This is a genomic window from Bradyrhizobium agreste, from assembly GCF_016031625.1.
GTDB classification, from domain to species: domain Bacteria; phylum Pseudomonadota; class Alphaproteobacteria; order Rhizobiales; family Xanthobacteraceae; genus Bradyrhizobium; species Bradyrhizobium agreste.
Window position 1 is genome coordinate 351,182 of record NZ_JACCHP010000003.1, and the last position, 15,162, is coordinate 366,343.

Below are 15,162 nucleotides of genomic sequence, written 5' to 3' on the forward strand. Positions count from 1 at the left end.
ACGATCAAACGTCAAAGCCCCGGCATCGCCGGGGCTTTTTCGTATTGAGATCTACCGTCCGACACTCGCCTTGAGCGGTCCATAGGCCCCGGCGAGCCGCGCCTCGATCGCGGCCCAATCCGCATCGGTGATCGCCTCGCCCCGTGCATCGCGAAACGGCCCGGTCAACCCCGAACCGCCGGATGCCGGAATCGTCATCTGCCCTGCCATAGGTCAGCGCCGCAACGCGCGCGATGGTCAGGCCATGATCGCGCGGGGCGACCGCCTCACGTCGCGCCTGCCACCAATCGAGCTCGAGCCGGGCGGCCTGCTCCACGTCGAATGCAAGGGGAGCGGCCGACGCAAGGTTCCGGTAATAGGTCGTGAGCGGCGGCAGCGCCGCAGCCGCCTCCCCGCGCGACCGCGTCGGCTGGAACGTCTTCGCGGCCTCGGCCGCGCTGAGGGCGACGCGCAGGCTCTGCAGCGGCGAAAATCCGAACTGAGCCCGGATCGAGTGATAGAGATGGAGGAACAGCGCGGCATAGCGCTTGTCGTAATAGTCGCGCCACATCGCGGCCTCCAAACGCGCCATCTCGGCCGGATCGAAGGCGCGCAGATCCGCCTGACGTGGGATCGCGGCGTAGGCGACGGCGAGTGCGGCCGCAGCCACCACCCCCAGGATGATCTTGCGCATCGACATGCGTCCTCCTCGCTCCCCTTGCGGCCACGGCCCATTGTATCCGCACCAGAGCTACGGCTAGTCTGACGCCAAGTTTTCGTGGCTGCGGCAAATCGTTGATTGCCGTAGAGCGCGACAGAAGCGGACCGATGGGAGGGAATGCATGCGCAGATTTCTGCTTGTCGCAGGCCTGTTTGCAACCGCTCTCGGGCTGCTCTGGATCGGACAGGGCACGGGCAAAGTTCCGTGGCCGCGATCGAGCTTCATGGTCAACCAGCTGCAATGGGCCGGCTATGGCGCGGCCATGGCAGGCTTCGGGCTGGTGCTGATCTGGCAGAGCAACCGATAGAAGAAACCAGGGAATACCAGAATGACATCCAGCCGGTTTGATCTCCGCGGCAAGGTCGCGATCGTCACGGGAGGCAATGGCGGCATCGGGCTCGGCATGGCGCGCGGCCTCGCCGATGCCGGCGCCGATATTGCCGTGGTCGGACGCAACGAGACCAAGTCCGCCGCCGCCGTGGCCGATCTCAGGCAGCGCGGCGTGAAGGCGATCGCCGTCGCCACCGACGTGACCGACAAGGCGGCGGTCGCAGCAATGATCGACCGTGTCGTCAAGGAGCTCGGCCGCATCGACGTCCTCGTCAACAATGCCGGCATGAGCATCCGCAAGCCGCCGCACGAGCTCGAGCTCGACGAGTGGAACAAGGTGATCGACACCAACCTCACCAGCGCCTTCGTGTGCTCGAAGCTGGCCTATCCGGCGCTGAAGGCGTCCGGCAACGGTAAGGTGATCAACATCGGCTCGATGATGTCGATCTTCGGGGCGAGCTTCGCGACCGCCTATGCGGCCAGCAAGGGCGGCATCGTGCAGTATACCCGCGCCTGCGCCAATGCCTGGGCGCCCGACAACATACAGGTCAACGCCATCCTGCCGGGCTGGATCGACACCGATCTCACCCGCGGCGCGCGGCAGCAGGTTTCGGGGCTGCACGAGCGCGTGCTGGCGCGCACGCCCGCGGGCCGTTGGGGCGACATCGACGACTTCGCCGGCATCGCCGTTTTCCTCGCCTCGCCCGCGTCGAATTTCGTCACGGGCACGGCGATCCCGGTCGACGGCGGATTCTCGGTGATGGCCTGAGGCCGGCCTGCCAGCGCTTCAACAACCCGAAAAGAAGCCCCGGACAAAGGCCGGGGCTTTTGAATTGAGGCAGTGCTTTTCTTGATCGTTGGTCGCGTTGCGTCGACGTGCTCAGTAGCGGGCGATGGTGGGTGCGTCGAACTTGTAGCTCGCGCGCACCACGGCCCACTGAATGTCGCGCGGCTTGGCATCGAAGGTGTAGTTTCCGGAGGTCCCGCCGAGCTGATAGGTCTGGCTGACGAAGGCCGCATAATTGTATTCGAGGCCGACGATCCAGTTGCGGGTGACGCCGTATTCCCAGCCGGCGCCGACGGTCCAGCCGTTGGCCCAATGGGTTTGTCCGCCCGAGCCCGTCGCCACACCGACGGTATCGGTGACCGAGAGGCGGTTGTTCGCGCCGGCATAGCCGCCCTTGATGTAGAAGAGGTTGTTCTGCACCGCGAAGCCGGCGCGGCCGACGACGGTCGCGAGCACGTTGGTACGCCAGGAGAACACGTCGTCCGCGACGCCAAACACGTTGTTTACGACGGTGCCCTTGTTGTCGAGGCCGGAGATCGTGCCCTCCACGCCGAACACGTAGTTGTTGGCCTGCCAGTTGTAGCCGATCTGGGCACCACCCATCACGCCCGAATTGCGCTGACGGAAGCCCTCGCCCGGCGAAAGATCGCCGAACGCCGCGCCCGTGCCGTTATTGATGAACTGCTGGTTGGTCCATGCGCCACCGATGTGGCCGCCGACATAGAAGCCGGTCCAGTTGAACAGCGGTTCGACATAAGCGGGCGCCTTCGTGTAGCGCGCACCGAGATCGGCGGCGGAGGCCGCACCCGTCGAAACCAGAGCGGTCGTGCAGGCGAAGGCGGCAATCAATTTATTACGCATGGTACACCCCGTGTCCTTGGATGGGCGCACGGTCACAGACGGCTCTTACTAAAATTGAAATCAACACGGTTAATGTGGCGGTTGGGCACGCATCGCGCCGTGAATCCGGTGGCGATGTTGCAAGCGTGCAACGCATCGCGCGCAAATTCACACGGCGTTATCCCTACCGAAGTCCTACGATTGCGGTGCGGCGCGCGAATGCACGTGCTCGGGCCGCACGCCGAGCGCAAGCAGGCGCGCCGGAATGCCCTGCAGCCATGGCAGCGCGGTGATGAGCCGCACGATCAGCGGTACCTTCAGCGGCCGATCGCCGCCTTGCAAGGCGCCGCTGATGATGTTGTTCTGCACGACCACCTGCATTGCTTGCGTCATCTTCACCGGGAACTCGCGACGGCGCCTGACGGCATCAAGCTCGTGCTCGGACGGGCAGCCATGCTGCAGCTTGTCCGCCAGGAGGTTCGCGGTCGCAACCGCGTCCTGCACGGCGAGATTGACGCCGACGCCACCGACAGGCGACATCGCATGCGCGGCATCACCGATGCACAACAGGCCCGGCTGCGTCCAGCGCGTCAGACGGTTGATCGCGACGGTGAGCAGCTTGACGTCGTCGAAGCTCTTCACATCAGTGATGCCGGAGCGGAGGATCGGCGCCATGCGCACGACGTCGTCGAGCAACGCCGATAGTCCCCTCGCCTTCACCGCCTCGTACTGTCCCTTGGCGATGACATAGGCGCACTGCCAATAATCGCCGCGGTCGAAGGTGATCATCATCTTGCCGGGCTCGACCCGCGCGAGCACGCGCTCGGTCTCGTCGGGTCGGCGGCCGGCGCGGAACCACAGCACGTCCATCGGCGCGCCGATCTCCTCGACGCTAAGCCCGGCGCGCTCGCGCACCGTCGAATGCCGACCATCGCAGGCGACGGTGAGATCGGCTTCGATGTCGATGATGCCGTCAGGCGTCTTCGCCCGCACGCCGGCGATCGTCTCGCCGCGGCGGATCAGATCGATCGCTTCCGTGCTCATCATGACCTCGAGCGAAGCAAAGCGCCGGCCGGCCTCGCGCAAAAAATTCAAGAAGTCCCATTGCGGCATGAAGGCGATGAAGGGGTATTTGGTATGGAGCCGGCTGAGATCGGCAATGCGCACCGGCGTGCCGCCAAACAGACCATCCATCTTCTGCAGGCGCTGGTGCGGCAGCTTCAGGAAGCCGTCGATCAGGCCGAGTTCATCCATCACCTGAAGCGTCGACGGATGCACGGTGTCGCCGCGGAAGTCGCGGAAGAAATCCGCGTGCTTCTCCAGCACCACGACCTCGATGCCGGCCCTCCCCAGGAGGTAACCGAGCATCATGCCGGCAGGCCCCCCGCCGACGATACAGCAACGGACTTTCTTCGTCCGCTTCGCTTGTTGATCGGATGTCATTGCCGCCGCGATCTAGCTATCGATCAAGAAATGCTTGACGATACTAGCGCGGTTCACGCCGAAGGCGGTCTCAATTTGCAGCGATAGCCCGCGCGGCCCGTTCGCAGCATACAAAGGCCCGCAGAGCGCGGGCCTTTGCCTGAAGCCGGATGACTATTTCTGGTCTTCGTTGCTGGTCCCGGTCCCTGGACTGCCGATCGGCAAGCCATTGGGCGCATGACCGACGCCCGAGTTTCGCTCAGCTTGGGCGGCAGCAGGCGTCCTACCGTTCGGGGTCGGTGGCTGAACGTTCGGATTGTTCAGGCTGGTGTTGGTGTTGACGTTCGCTCCGGTGGTGGTGCCGTGGGTTCCCATTCCGGAGGGAGCCGATGGTCCCGAATTGGCGCTGCTGGGGGACGTGCCCGTTCCGGCACCTGAGCTTGCCGCAGATCCCGCGCCGGCGCCACTGGCACCGCCCGCACCGCCGCCGCCACCTCCGCCTTGAGCAAGAGCGGTCGTCGAGACTGCAGCACAAGCGATCATCACGAGAATGGATTTGCGGATCATGGATCGTCTCCCTGGTTTGGCAGACAATCCAAGCGACCAATGAGTTGTTCCTTGCGCCAGAATCGACGTTCGCTTGCTTCAGGGCCTTTGCGACTTGCGTTTCCTCCCCGGCGGCCAAACAGACGGTCAATTATTGCTCCGGTTCGCGCTCCTGAAGCTCTTGATCTCCGACACGCTGCCGTCGCGATAGGTCAGCTCCACCGAGACGGATTTCGTGCTCGGCGCGAGCTTCATGTAGAGCGGCATGCCGGCGGTGACTGCGCTGGGGTCGCGCATGTCGCAAGGCGGCATCTTCAGCACCTGGTTGGGCACGGCGGTGTCGATGCCGATGCGCACCTCGCGGATAGCGCAGCGGTAGGAGACGAGGTGGGTGTAGTAGACGAGCAGCCCGTTGAACTCGCGGAACGACAGCCAGCTCGTCGAGGTCATATCGAGGATCTTGCGCTGGTCGCGGATCAGCGCAGCCTCGGGATCGAACCTGATCGGGAACGGGCCCTGCATGTCGCCGGACTGATCGACGTAACGGACCTCGATGGTCCCGGCCTGCGCATCCGGCGGCAGCTCGATCGACGGGTTCGGCATCCGCTTGCGCGTGCGCGGATCGAGCGTATCGATGAAGCCGGTCTCGCGGAAATCGCCCTGGCCTGCCATGCGCCAGGAAATGCCGAGCGTCGGATCGGCGAAGGAGAAGGTCACGCTCCATCCGCCATTGTGCCGCGAGAAGCTCGCGATCGGCGCGTTGAGGGTCTCCTCCTTGGGCATCTTCGGCACCGACACCGGCGGCAGCGCCGCAAGCTTCGTTGGCGGCGGATCGTCCGAACGCGCGACGGCGTCTTTGGCGAGGCCGCTGAGGAAGACATCGTCGACCATCTGGTCGAAATAGACCGGCACCTGCCTGTGCTTCACGCTCTCGGCCATCTCGCTGACGGCACGGCGGGTGCGCTGCGCCACCTGCACCAGATTCTCGCCGGGCTTGAGCAGCTCCTTGGCGAAAGTGCGCGTGAACACCGAGTTTGGATTGGCGTCGTCATTGGAGAGGCGATCGAGCGCGGTCTGGCGGGGACCGGCGGAGAACACCGAGAACACGCCCTCCGGCAGCTGCGTCATCGGCGCGAGCCCGCCGCCGCCGGCAACCGCGCGGATGCCCTTGCGCTCGAACGGATTGTTGCGGCAGGCGTCGAACACCAGGATCGAGGTTCGCGCCTTCTTGTTCTGCAGCCGCTCGACGATGCGGTCGGCCAGGATCGAGGCGTCGCGCACCAATTCTTCCTGACCTTCGGTCGCCGCCGGCACGTCGGTCGGCAGCAGATAGTTCTGGCCGGCGATCTCGAAGCCGTGGCCGGCGTAGAAGAAGAACGCGGTGTCGCCGGGCTCGATCGCCTTGTCGAAGGCGAGCAGCGTCTCGGAGAATTGCTGCCGGTTCTGGTTTTCCGCGACCATCACCGAGAAGCCGAGCTGGCTCAAGGTGTCGCCCATGGTGCGGGCGTCATTGACCGCCTTGAGCAGCTTCGGCACGTTCTTGTATTCGTTGTTGCCGACGACGAGCGCGACGCGCTTCTCTGCCCAGGCGGGCGCTGCGAAACCGCTCAGGCTTGCTGCGAGGCCAAGGGCCGCCAGAATTCTGAAAAGCCGACGCGTCATTGCAAAATATCCCGTTGCAGAACCGGCCCTGCCGCCGATCTTCGAACGGCAGTTCCTGGGACCCCCTGCCGCTGTGTGATAGTCGGCCCAGACCTGACCACGGTTCAAGGACCCGGGGCTCCGATTGGACGATCCGGCTATGGCCGATTCCGCTGGAATCTGCTTCCTTCTGAACAATTTCGCCGGAAGCGAGGGCGCCGTGTTGCATTGGTGTACGGACGAGGTCGACCCGAAGGATCGCTTCGACTATTGGCGCGAGGTGCGCGCCAAGGGGTTGTTCGGCGTCACCGCCGAGCTCGCGCGCGAGCGGCGCGCGGACTTCTTCGGCGAATTCTCGCTGCGCCAGCTGGGCGGCGCCGGCCTCGTCGAGCTGAAGGCCTCGCCCTACACGGTCGAGCGCAGCGCGTCGGACATCGCCAACGCCCCGGGGGAGGCGATCTGCGTCTATCAGCAGCTCGGCAGCGGGAGCTGGTTCGGCGGCATGCGCACGAATGGCAGCTTCGCCACCAGCCATACCGATCAGCCTTACCGCACCGCGCCGCTGGGCATCGGGGGCTTCCACCTGCGGATCCTCAAGATCCCCGTGAGGCACATCCCGGTGCAGGACAAGCGCCTGCGCGAGCTGACGCCCAGGATCTTCAACGATCCGGCCCTGGCGCCCCTGCTCGCAGCATGCTTTGCCGATCTCGGCGAGATCGCTGCGGACGATGCGCCCTCCGCCGCCCAGACCTCCTTGGTCCAAGCCACCTTGGTTCAAGCCACCTTGGTTCAAGCCTTGGCCCATCTGGCGCTGATCGAGCGCGGCATCGTGCGGCCCGGCAGCCGGCGGGGACAGGCCGCGCTGCGGACCGCCCGCCTCTCGCAGGCCCGGCGGCTGATCGCGCGCCAGCTTCGGGACCCCAATCTGGCGCCGGCCATGGTCGCCGACCTGCTCGGCGTGTCCGTGCGTCACCTCCACATGCTGTTCGAGACGGCGGAGAAAAGCTTCTCCCAGACGGTGACCGACGAGCGCCTGAAACAGAGCCGGAAGCTGCTGCGCGAGGCCCCGGAGCGGCTGATCGCGGATATCGCCGCCTCGTGCGGCTTCGAGAGTCTGGCGACCTATTACCGGGTGTTCAATGCCGCCTATGGCATGGCCCCCGGCGACTTCAGGCAAAGGGCTCGGACGAGCGTTAGCTCCCCCGGGGGAAAACCCCAGCCGCGCCCATGATTTGGGCAAAAACCTCAGGTTTTTTAGAGCCTTCCCGCGCCCGCTCCATTGACTTTGGCCAATTCCCCCCTATGTTCCGGGGCGACGCGGCTCAGATCGAAGATCGATTCCTGAGCCTTGCGCTTTGTTCGCGTGAGTCAGCACCCCCAGCTTCTTTGAGAGCGCGCCGTTTCGGGGTGGAACGCGATAGCCTTACTACCCTCGATTCCGAACGGCGGTTTCGACCAGAGGCTCAATGTCCTTTTCAAATCTCGGACTGTCCGAAAAAGTCCTCGCCGCAGTGGCGGCCACCGGTTACACCACCCCCACCCCCATCCAGGAACAGGCGATCCCCCACGTCCTCGCACGCAAGGACGTGCTCGGCATCGCCCAGACCGGCACCGGCAAGACCGCGGCCTTCGTGCTGCCGATGCTCACCATCCTCGAAAAGGGCCGCGCCCGGGCGCGCATGCCGCGCACGCTAATCCTCGAGCCGACCCGCGAGCTGGCGGCCCAGGTGAAGGAAAACTTCGACCGCTACGGCGCCGGCCAGAAGCTCAACGTCGCCCTCCTGATCGGCGGTGTCTCGTTCGGCGACCAGGATGCCAAGCTGATGCGCGGCGTCGACGTGCTGATCGCGACCCCCGGCCGCCTGCTCGACCACACCGAGCGCGGCGGCCTCCTGCTCACCGGCGTCGAGCTGCTCGTCATCGACGAAGCCGACCGCATGCTGGACATGGGCTTCATCCCCGACATCGAGCGCATCTGCAAGCTCGTCCCCTTCACGCGGCAGACCCTGTTCTTCACCGCGACCATGCCGCCGGAAATCCGGCGCATCACCGAGGCCTTCCTGCACAATCCGCAGAAGGTCGAGGTCTCCAGGCCCGCCACGACCGCCGTCACCGTTACGCAAGCCCAGGTGCCCGCCGGCCGCGAGGCGCACGAGAAGCGCGAATTGCTCCGCCGTTTGCTGCGCGAGGCCAAGGACCTCAAGAACGCGATCATCTTCTGCAATCGCAAGCGCGAGGTCGCGATCGTTCACAAATCGCTGCAGAAGCACGGCTTCAGCGTCGGCGCCCTGCACGGCGACATGGACCAGCCGGCCCGTATGGCTGCGCTCGACCAGTTCCGCAAGGGTGAGCTGCCCCTCCTCGTCGCCTCCGACGTCGCCGCCCGCGGCCTCGACATCCCCGAGGTCAGCCACGTCTTCAATTTCGATGTTCCCCACCACGCCGACGACTACGTCCACCGCATCGGCCGTACCGGCCGCGCCGGCCGAACCGGCACCGCGATCTCGATCGTGACGCCGCTCGACCAGAAGTCGATGGCGGCGATCGAGAAGCTGATCGGCCAGAGCATTCCGCGCGCCGAAGGCGATTACGACGCCCCCGCCGAAGTGGGCGATCAAGGCGACCGTCCGCGCGAGCAGCGCGGCCGCGAGCGTTCACGCGGCGGACGCGGCAAGCCGCAGCGCGGCGAGCGGCGCGGACATGACCGCGAACGCAGCCACGAGCCGCGCGAAGCGCGTGGCGAAGCACGCCCGGCTGGCGAGGCGAGGCCCGCACGCGAGGCACGGCCTCCGCGCGAAGCCAGGCAATCATCCGAGCCGCGCCATGGTGCGCGCCCGCAAGCGAATTCGTCGCATGTGCCCTCGATCGGCCGTCCCGAGCCGCGCCGCCAGCGCGAGGTCGACAGCGAGCCGGGCGATCACTCGCATCTGCCGGCGTTTCTGCTGCGTCCCGTGCGTTCCCCCGCCGGCGCCTGAAGCGCGTTGGCGCTGCAGATTTCGATTGAAGAACCTCACTTTGCAATTTTTTGGATGTCTCCGTGAACGTATATTTACGGGGCGTTCACGATCGTCCGTTAGCCTACGAACATAATTTAGGGATTGCTGCGGTCGATGGCGCGTCGGCCGCTGTGGGGATGTTCAGTGATCAAGGTGCTCGACGAACACGAACGCACGCTGGCGTTCGCCGAGGTGGCGCTCGGCCAGATCCGATCGCTCAGACAGACGGCCATTCCCCGCAATTACGAGATCTGGTACGTCTACGCCACCGGCTACAACGCACCACTCAACAAGATCATCAATGAGACGCTGGCGCGCAGCGGCAAGCTGACCGAGGCCGATCTCGAGCAGATCTACGAGACCTATCTCTCCCACATCAAGACCACCGACCGCATCGACAAGGTCGGCGCGCGCGTCGTCGGCGAGATCGACGACGTGGTGAAGGTACTGGGCGAGGCGCTCGGCATGACCGGGGCCTACGATAGCAGCCTGTCGGATGCGGCCGAGAAACTGTCGTCGGCGGAAAGCCGCGACCAGATCAAGGCGATCGTCGAGGCGCTGCTGCGCTCCACCAGCGAGATGCGCGAGACCAACAAGGCGCTGGAAGACCGGCTGACGCTGTCGAAGAACGAGATCAGCAATCTCCAGCAGAGCCTGGAGGCGATCCGCGCCGAAAGCCTGACCGATCCGCTCACGGGCCTGGGAAATCGCAAATATTTCGACCGCATGATCGGCATGGCGGTGCAGAGCGCGCTCGCCTCGGGCGAGCCGCTGTCGCTGCTGCTGTTCGACATCGATCACTTCAAGTCGTTCAACGATTCCTACGGCCATCTCACCGGCGACCAGGTGCTGCGGCTCGTCGGCCTTTCGCTGAAGCAGACCATCAAGGGCCAGGACATCACCGCGCGCTACGGCGGCGAGGAATTCGCGGTCGTGCTGCCCAACACCGCGATGCGCCAGGCGCTGACGGTGGCCGATCATATCCGCCGCGCCGTGATGGCGAAGGAATTGAAGAAGAAATCCACCGGCGAGATCCTCGGCCGCGTCACCATCTCCGTCGGCGTTTCCATGCTCAGGGAAGGCGACGACACCGACGCGCTGATCGAGCGTGCCGATGCCTGCCTCTACGCCGCCAAGCGCAACGGCCGCAACCGCGTGATCTGCGAAGCCGATCCGGAATTCGCGGTCGAGAGCCACAGCCGGGTGGCGTGACGCGGCCGTCGTCCGTTCTTGACATTCCAACTTGCCAACCGACATCTTCCTCGCCGCCGTGGCGCCTGACCGCGGCTTCGAGGACTTACGCCTTGCCCAATCCTCATGATTTCCATACGCCGCAACCGTCCTACACCAGGGGCGAGCTGCTGAGATCGAGCGAAGGCGGCTATTTCGGTCCGGGCAATGCGCAATTGCCTGCGCCGCCGATGCTGATGATGGACCGGATCACGGAGATCAGCCTGGACGGCGGCGAGTTCGGCAAGGGCCATGTCGTCGGCGAGCTCGATATCGTGCCGACGCACTGGTTCTTCGATTGCCATTACCGCGGCGACGCCATTATGCCTCCGACGCTGGCACTGGACGCCATGTGGCAGATGGTCGGCTATTGGCTCGGCTGGTCGGGTTCGCCCGGCAAGGGCCGCGCTATCGGCGTAGGCGAAGTTGAGTGCACCGGCGAGATCACACCGAACACACAACGCGTGCGCTACGAGGTCGCCATGCGCATGGTCCGGCGCGGCAAGCTGGTGCTCGGGATCGCTGATGGGCGTGTGCTTGCGGATGGCATCTGCGTGTTCACGGCGAAGGACATGAGGGTCGGCCTGACCAAGGCCACAGACTGAGGTCTCGTAGGGTGGGCAAAGGCGCAAAGCGCCGTGCCCACGATCTCGGCACGATTATCTTGAGCCGTGGGCACGCTTCGCTTTGCCTACCCTACGCACCGCCTTCTTGGCACCCTTCTTCGGCGCTGCCTTCTTCGGTGCGCCCTTCTTCGCCGCTGCCTTCTTCGCCTTCGGTCGCTTCTTCACCTTGGCGCGCTGGGCGGCGGCGAGGGCCGCCCTCGCCCATTGGGCAAGCTCTGCGGAATCATCGAACAGGCGTGCCGGCAGCTCCCAGTAGGAGTTGACCACCACGGTCTTGGCGCGGGTCGAATACTGGAACGGCTTTGAGCCTTCGGCTTCGAAGTCGGGAATGGTCGTCTCGTCGGCGCGGAAGAACAGGCCGGCACGCAGTGACAGCGCGAAATTGACGCCGTCGGCGGAGATGCCGTAGCCGGAGAACATTTTCCGTATGGTGACCGGGCCGAAATCGGCGAACAGGTCGATCAGGAATTCGCGGTCCATGGTCACGCTCTCTCGTGCCCCGGACGCAGCGCAGCGTACAACGCTGCGCTGCTGAGCCGGGGCCCAGGCTTCTGCACCGATGACTATAGCTTGGCTCCCGGCTCTGCGCAGCAGCGCCATAAGCGCGTTTACGCGCGTCTTCGACGCGCTATGGCGCTGCAGCGCGTCCGGGACAAGAGAGCAGAGCGTAGGCTGAAATTACCCGTCGATCTTGGCCGGCCGCAGCTCGACCGATTCGCCGCAACCGCAGGCGGAGATCTGGTTGGGATTGTTGAAGACGAACTGGGCCTGCATCTTGTCGGCCTTGTAGTCCATCTCGGTGCCGAGCAGGAACAGCACGGCCTTGGGATCGACCAGGATCTTGACGCCCTTGTCCTCGACGACCTCGTCGGTCGGGCGGATCTCGTGGGCGTATTCGACCGTGTAGGACTGGCCTGCGCAGCCGCCGTTCTTCACGCCGACGCGCAGACCCACGATCTCCGAGTCCGCACGTTGGGTCAGCTCGGTGATGCGCTGGGCAGCGGCATCCGTCAGCCGCATCACCTGCGGGCGCGGCCGCCGCGGCTTCGGAGTGGATGCTGGTGTTGCCTGGGTCATGTTGTCTATGTGGTCCGTTGCGGAGCGAATTCAATGCAGGCCGAGGGCGTCACCACATGTTCAGCACGAGGCGGGCCTCGTCGCTCATGCGCTCGGGCGACCACGGCGGCTCCCAGACGACCTTGACGTCGACCACGCCGACGCCGGGCACGCTCGCCACCGCGTTCTCGACCATAGTCGGCAGCTCGCCGGCGGCCGGACAGTTCGGCGTCGTCAGCGTCATCTGCACGTCCACGGAACGGTCGTCCTTGATCTCGACCTTGTAGATCAGGCCGAGCTCGTAGATGTCGGCGGGGATTTCCGGGTCGAACACGGTCTTGAGCCCGGCGATGATCTCGCGGGTCAACCGCTCGGTCTCCTCCGGCGGCAGCGCCGAATGAGTCTCCATCGGATTGGCTTTGATTTCGGCCGTGTCACTCATGCAAACAAATCCCGCGCCTTCAAAAGCGCCTGTGCCAGATGATCGACTTCTTCCCGCGTATTATACATGCCGAACGATGCCCGGCAGGTGGCCGTGACGTTGAACCGCTCTAAAAGCGGCATCACGCAATGGGTGCCGGCGCGCACCGCGATGCCCTGGCGGTCGATCACGGTGGCGACATCGTGCGCGTGCGCGCCCTTGAGCTCGAAGGAGATCACCGGACCCTTGCCCCGCGCCGTGCCGATCAGCCGCAGCGAGTTGATCTCGCGCAGGCGCTCCTGGGCGTAGGCGGTGAGGTCGGCCTCGTGGGCAGCGATGCGCTCCTTGCCAATCGAATTGACGTAGTCGATGGCGGCGCCAAGACCGACCGCCTCGACGATCGCCGGCGTGCCCGCCTCGAACTTGTGCGGGGGATCGCCATAGGTGACGACATCGCGCGAGACCTCGCGGATCATCTCGCCGCCGCCGTTGAACGGGCGCATCGCGACGAGGTGGTCGTACTTGGCCCAGAGCACGCCGATGCCGGTCGGACCATAGACCTTGTGGCCGGTGAAGACGTAGAAGTCGCAGCCGAGGTCCTGGACGTCGACGGGCAGATGCACCGCGCCCTGGCTGCCGTCGACCAGCACCGGAATGCCGCGCGCATGCGCGATCTTCACGACGTCCTTGATCGGGACGATGGTGCCGAGCGCATTCGACATCTGCGTGATCGCGACCAGCTTGGTCTTCGACGTCAGCAGCTTCTCGAACTCGTCGATGAGGAAATTGCCCTCGTCGTCGACCGGCGCCCACTTGATCACGGCGCCCTGGCGTTCCCTCAGGAAATGCCAGGGCACGATGTTGGAGTGGTGCTCCATGATCGAGATGACGATCTCGTCGCCTTCGTTGATGTTCGGCCCGCCCCAGGACGAGGCGACCAGGTTGATCGCCTCGGTCGCGTTGCGGGTGAAGATCACTTCTTCGGTGCGCGGCGCGTTGATGAACTGCGCCACCTTGGTGCGGCCGCCCTCATAGGCTTCGGTCGCGGCATTGGCGAGATAGTGCAGACCGCGATGCACGTTGGCGTATTCGGACGTATAGGCCTGCGTCATGCGATCGAGCACGGCGCTCGGCTTCTGCGCCGAGGCAGCATTGTCGAGATAGACCAGCTTCTTGCCATAGACCTGCAGGGCGAGCGCCGGAAAATCCTGGCGCACGCGCGCAACGTCATAGGCGCCGTTCTTGACCGCCGGATGCGTGCTCATGACCGCCGCTCCAGCCAGCGCTCGGCGATGCCGATCACGTGCTCGCGCAAAGTATCATCGGCGATCTGCTCGATCGCCTCGCCGACGAAGGCCTGGATCAGCAGCGCCTGGGCCTGCTTCTCCGGCAGGCCGCGGGCCTTCAGGTAGAACAGCAGGCTGTCGTCGAGCGCGCCGGCGGTGGCACCGTGGCCGCAGGAGACGTCGTCGGCAAAAATCTCGAGCTCGGGCTTGTTGTCGGCCTCGGCTTCGTCCGACAGCAGCAGCGCACGGGTCATCATCTTGCCGTCGGTCTTCTGCGCATCGGGACGTACGATGATGCGGCCCTGGAACACCGAATGGGCGCGGTCGTCAATCACGGCGCGGAAGGTCTCGCGGCTGACGCAGTTCGGCACGGCATGGTCGACCACCAGCGTGGTGTCGCCATGTTCGGTCTTCTTCAACAGGTTCACACCGTTGGCCGAGAGCTCACTGCCCTCGCCCGCCAGCGTGATGAAACCCTGCAAGCGGCTCACCGCGGCGCCGGTGGTCATGTTGAAGAAGTTGAACTTCACATTGGCGCCGACGGTGACGAACTGCGAGGTGACGTTCACTGCGTCAGGTGCGTCGTCCATCAGGCGGATGTGCGCGACGTCGGCGTTGTCGCCGACCGAGACGATGACGGCATCGTTGACCTGGTAGGCCCCGGCTTCCGCCGCAACAAAAGTCTCGACGATAGTGACGCGAGCGCCCTTCCCGACCGAAACCTGCGAGCGGGTGAACGCCGACGCCGAAGCAGCAGTCGCGATGTGGATGATCTGGATCGGCGCGGACAGCTGCGCACCGTCAGCAATCGACAGCACGACGCCATCGGTCGCCAGCGCCGCGTTCAGCGCGATCACCGCATCGGTGGACGCGGTCTTGAGGAGGCCGGCGTCCTTATCCAGCACCTCAGGCAGAGTCTTGAAACCTGCCTCGGCGGCAAGCGCCTTCACGTCGGAAAGTTCAGCGGCGAACACGCCATCGACCAGCACCAGCTTGCAAGCGCCGTCGACCGCATGCGCCTTCACCGCGTCCGCGGCGCGCTTCAGCGCGGCGGCATCGGGGGTGGCTGCCAGCGGCAGCACCTCGCCGACCAGCGCACGCAGGTCGGTGTATTTCCATTCCTCGATCCGGCGGTGCGGCAGCCCGAGGCGCTCATAGCTCTCGAACGCCTCGCGGCGCACCGCGATCACGTCAGGCGAACCCGGCAGGCGGCCTTCAGCGCTGGCGAAAAGATCGCTCACCGCGCGGCCCTTTCCGGTCTTTGCCACAGCAACGTTCATT

Annotated in this window: 16 protein-coding genes; 6 read left to right on the forward strand and 10 right to left on the reverse strand. The window is 65.1% G+C overall.

Going from position 1 to position 15,162, the window contains the following annotated elements; genetic code table 11:
• Nucleotides 1–4: 4 nt before the first annotated feature.
• A complete protein-coding gene (locus tag HZZ13_RS06505) occupies nt 5–679 on the reverse strand; it encodes a hypothetical protein (protein WP_197958801.1) in 675 nt (224 codons plus the stop codon).
• Nucleotides 680–821: 142 nt separating this feature from the next.
• Here HZZ13_RS06505 and HZZ13_RS06510 point away from each other — a divergent pair, with 142 nt between their 5' ends.
• Together HZZ13_RS06510 and HZZ13_RS06515 are read left to right on the forward strand one after the other, a co-directional pair.
• A complete protein-coding gene (locus HZZ13_RS06510) occupies nt 822–1,007 on the forward strand; it encodes a hypothetical protein (RefSeq protein WP_197958802.1) in 186 nt (61 codons plus the stop codon).
• A gap of 21 nt (nt 1,008–1,028) precedes the next feature.
• On the forward strand, nt 1,029–1,799 hold the full coding sequence (locus HZZ13_RS06515) for an SDR family NAD(P)-dependent oxidoreductase (protein WP_197958803.1): 771 nt from the start codon (nt 1,029–1,031) through the stop codon (nt 1,797–1,799).
• Between the two features lie 111 nt (nt 1,800–1,910).
• On the opposite strand, the gene HZZ13_RS06520 is transcribed toward HZZ13_RS06515, so the two are convergent.
• From HZZ13_RS06520 to HZZ13_RS06535, 4 genes are all read right to left on the reverse strand, one after another.
• Nucleotides 1,911–2,678: an outer membrane protein gene (locus HZZ13_RS06520; RefSeq protein ID WP_197958804.1), complete on the reverse strand. Its 768-nt coding sequence runs from the start codon at nt 2,676–2,678 to the stop codon at nt 1,911–1,913.
• A 174-nt stretch (nt 2,679–2,852) separates the two neighbouring features.
• The gene (locus HZZ13_RS06525; RefSeq protein ID WP_197958805.1) at nt 2,853–4,100 is read right to left on the reverse strand and encodes an FAD-dependent oxidoreductase; all 1,248 of its coding nucleotides are present in this window, start codon (nt 4,098–4,100) and stop codon (nt 2,853–2,855) included.
• 153 nt (nt 4,101–4,253) lie between these two features.
• Nucleotides 4,254–4,646 carry a hypothetical protein gene (locus HZZ13_RS06530; RefSeq protein WP_197958806.1) on the reverse strand — a complete coding sequence of 131 codons (393 nt, stop codon included), beginning with the start codon at nt 4,644–4,646 and terminating at the stop codon, nt 4,254–4,256.
• Between the two features lie 126 nt (nt 4,647–4,772).
• On the reverse strand, nt 4,773–6,287 hold the full coding sequence (locus tag HZZ13_RS06535) for a caspase family protein (protein ID WP_197958807.1): 1,515 nt from the start codon (nt 6,285–6,287) through the stop codon (nt 4,773–4,775).
• A 199-nt stretch (nt 6,288–6,486) separates the two neighbouring features.
• Between HZZ13_RS06535 and HZZ13_RS06540 the strand changes: the two genes are divergently transcribed.
• The 4 genes from HZZ13_RS06540 (at nt 6,487) to fabA (ending at nt 11,097) form a co-directional block, all read left to right on the forward strand.
• Nucleotides 6,487–7,497: a helix-turn-helix transcriptional regulator gene (locus HZZ13_RS06540; RefSeq protein WP_197958889.1), complete on the forward strand. Its 1,011-nt coding sequence runs from the start codon at nt 6,487–6,489 to the stop codon at nt 7,495–7,497.
• A gap of 235 nt (nt 7,498–7,732) precedes the next feature.
• Nucleotides 7,733–9,241 carry a DEAD/DEAH box helicase gene (locus HZZ13_RS06545; RefSeq protein WP_197958808.1) on the forward strand — a complete coding sequence of 503 codons (1,509 nt, stop codon included), beginning with the start codon at nt 7,733–7,735 and terminating at the stop codon, nt 9,239–9,241.
• 165 nt (nt 9,242–9,406) lie between these two features.
• Nucleotides 9,407–10,474, forward strand: a complete 1,068-nt coding sequence (locus HZZ13_RS06550) for a GGDEF domain-containing protein (RefSeq protein WP_197958809.1) — start codon at nt 9,407–9,409, stop codon at nt 10,472–10,474.
• 92 nt (nt 10,475–10,566) lie between these two features.
• Complete coding sequence (fabA, locus tag HZZ13_RS06555) at nt 10,567–11,097, forward strand: bifunctional 3-hydroxydecanoyl-ACP dehydratase/trans-2-decenoyl-ACP isomerase (protein ID WP_197958810.1); 531 nt, start codon at nt 10,567–10,569, stop codon at nt 11,095–11,097.
• 54 nt (nt 11,098–11,151) lie between these two features.
• Here fabA and HZZ13_RS06560 read toward each other — a convergent pair whose 3' ends face one another.
• The 5 genes from HZZ13_RS06560 to sufD form a co-directional block, all read right to left on the reverse strand.
• Nucleotides 11,152–11,598: a TfoX/Sxy family protein gene (locus tag HZZ13_RS06560; protein WP_197958890.1), complete on the reverse strand. Its 447-nt coding sequence runs from the start codon at nt 11,596–11,598 to the stop codon at nt 11,152–11,154.
• A gap of 198 nt (nt 11,599–11,796) precedes the next feature.
• Nucleotides 11,797–12,195, reverse strand: a complete 399-nt coding sequence (locus HZZ13_RS06565) for a HesB/IscA family protein (RefSeq protein WP_074123211.1) — start codon at nt 12,193–12,195, stop codon at nt 11,797–11,799.
• A 49-nt stretch (nt 12,196–12,244) separates the two neighbouring features.
• The gene (locus HZZ13_RS06570; protein WP_018641712.1) at nt 12,245–12,616 is read right to left on the reverse strand and encodes an SUF system Fe-S cluster assembly protein; all 372 of its coding nucleotides are present in this window, start codon (nt 12,614–12,616) and stop codon (nt 12,245–12,247) included.
• A complete protein-coding gene (locus HZZ13_RS06575; RefSeq protein WP_197958811.1) occupies nt 12,613–13,860 on the reverse strand; it encodes a cysteine desulfurase in 1,248 nt (415 codons plus the stop codon). The genes HZZ13_RS06570 and HZZ13_RS06575 overlap by 4 nt, the downstream gene beginning before the upstream one ends.
• Nucleotides 13,857–15,161, reverse strand: coding sequence for a Fe-S cluster assembly protein SufD (sufD, locus tag HZZ13_RS06580; RefSeq protein WP_197958812.1), 1,305 nt, complete (start codon nt 15,159–15,161; stop codon nt 13,857–13,859). The genes HZZ13_RS06575 and sufD overlap by 4 nt, the downstream gene beginning before the upstream one ends.
• Nucleotide 15,162 lies beyond the last annotated feature (1 nt).

Bases quoted from the DNA above. Each gene is read 5' to 3' on its own strand.
- HZZ13_RS06545 (WP_197958808.1), top strand. From the start codon at position 7,733: ATGTCCTTTTCAAATCTCGGACTGTCCGAAAAAGTCCTCGCCGCAGTG.
- HZZ13_RS06515 (WP_197958803.1), top strand. From the start codon at position 1,029: ATGACATCCAGCCGGTTTGATCTCCGCGGCAAGGTCGCGATCGTCACG.
- HZZ13_RS06505 (WP_197958801.1), bottom strand. From the start codon at position 679: ATGTCGATGCGCAAGATCATCCTGGGGGTGGTGGCTGCGGCCGCACTC.
- HZZ13_RS06565 (WP_074123211.1), bottom strand. From the start codon at position 12,195: ATGACCCAGGCAACACCAGCATCCACTCCGAAGCCGCGGCGGCCGCGC.
- HZZ13_RS06575 (WP_197958811.1), bottom strand. From the start codon at position 13,860: ATGAGCACGCATCCGGCGGTCAAGAACGGCGCCTATGACGTTGCGCGC.
- sufD (WP_197958812.1), bottom strand. From the start codon at position 15,161: ATGAACGTTGCTGTGGCAAAGACCGGAAAGGGCCGCGCGGTGAGCGAT.
- HZZ13_RS06560 (WP_197958890.1), bottom strand. From the start codon at position 11,598: ATGGACCGCGAATTCCTGATCGACCTGTTCGCCGATTTCGGCCCGGTC.
- HZZ13_RS06535 (WP_197958807.1), bottom strand. From the start codon at position 6,287: ATGACGCGTCGGCTTTTCAGAATTCTGGCGGCCCTTGGCCTCGCAGCA.
- HZZ13_RS06520 (WP_197958804.1), bottom strand. From the start codon at position 2,678: ATGCGTAATAAATTGATTGCCGCCTTCGCCTGCACGACCGCTCTGGTT.
- HZZ13_RS06570 (WP_018641712.1), bottom strand. From the start codon at position 12,616: ATGAGTGACACGGCCGAAATCAAAGCCAATCCGATGGAGACTCATTCG.
- HZZ13_RS06525 (WP_197958805.1), bottom strand. From the start codon at position 4,100: ATGACATCCGATCAACAAGCGAAGCGGACGAAGAAAGTCCGTTGCTGT.
- HZZ13_RS06510 (WP_197958802.1), top strand. From the start codon at position 822: ATGCGCAGATTTCTGCTTGTCGCAGGCCTGTTTGCAACCGCTCTCGGG.
- HZZ13_RS06530 (WP_197958806.1), bottom strand. From the start codon at position 4,646: ATGATCCGCAAATCCATTCTCGTGATGATCGCTTGTGCTGCAGTCTCG.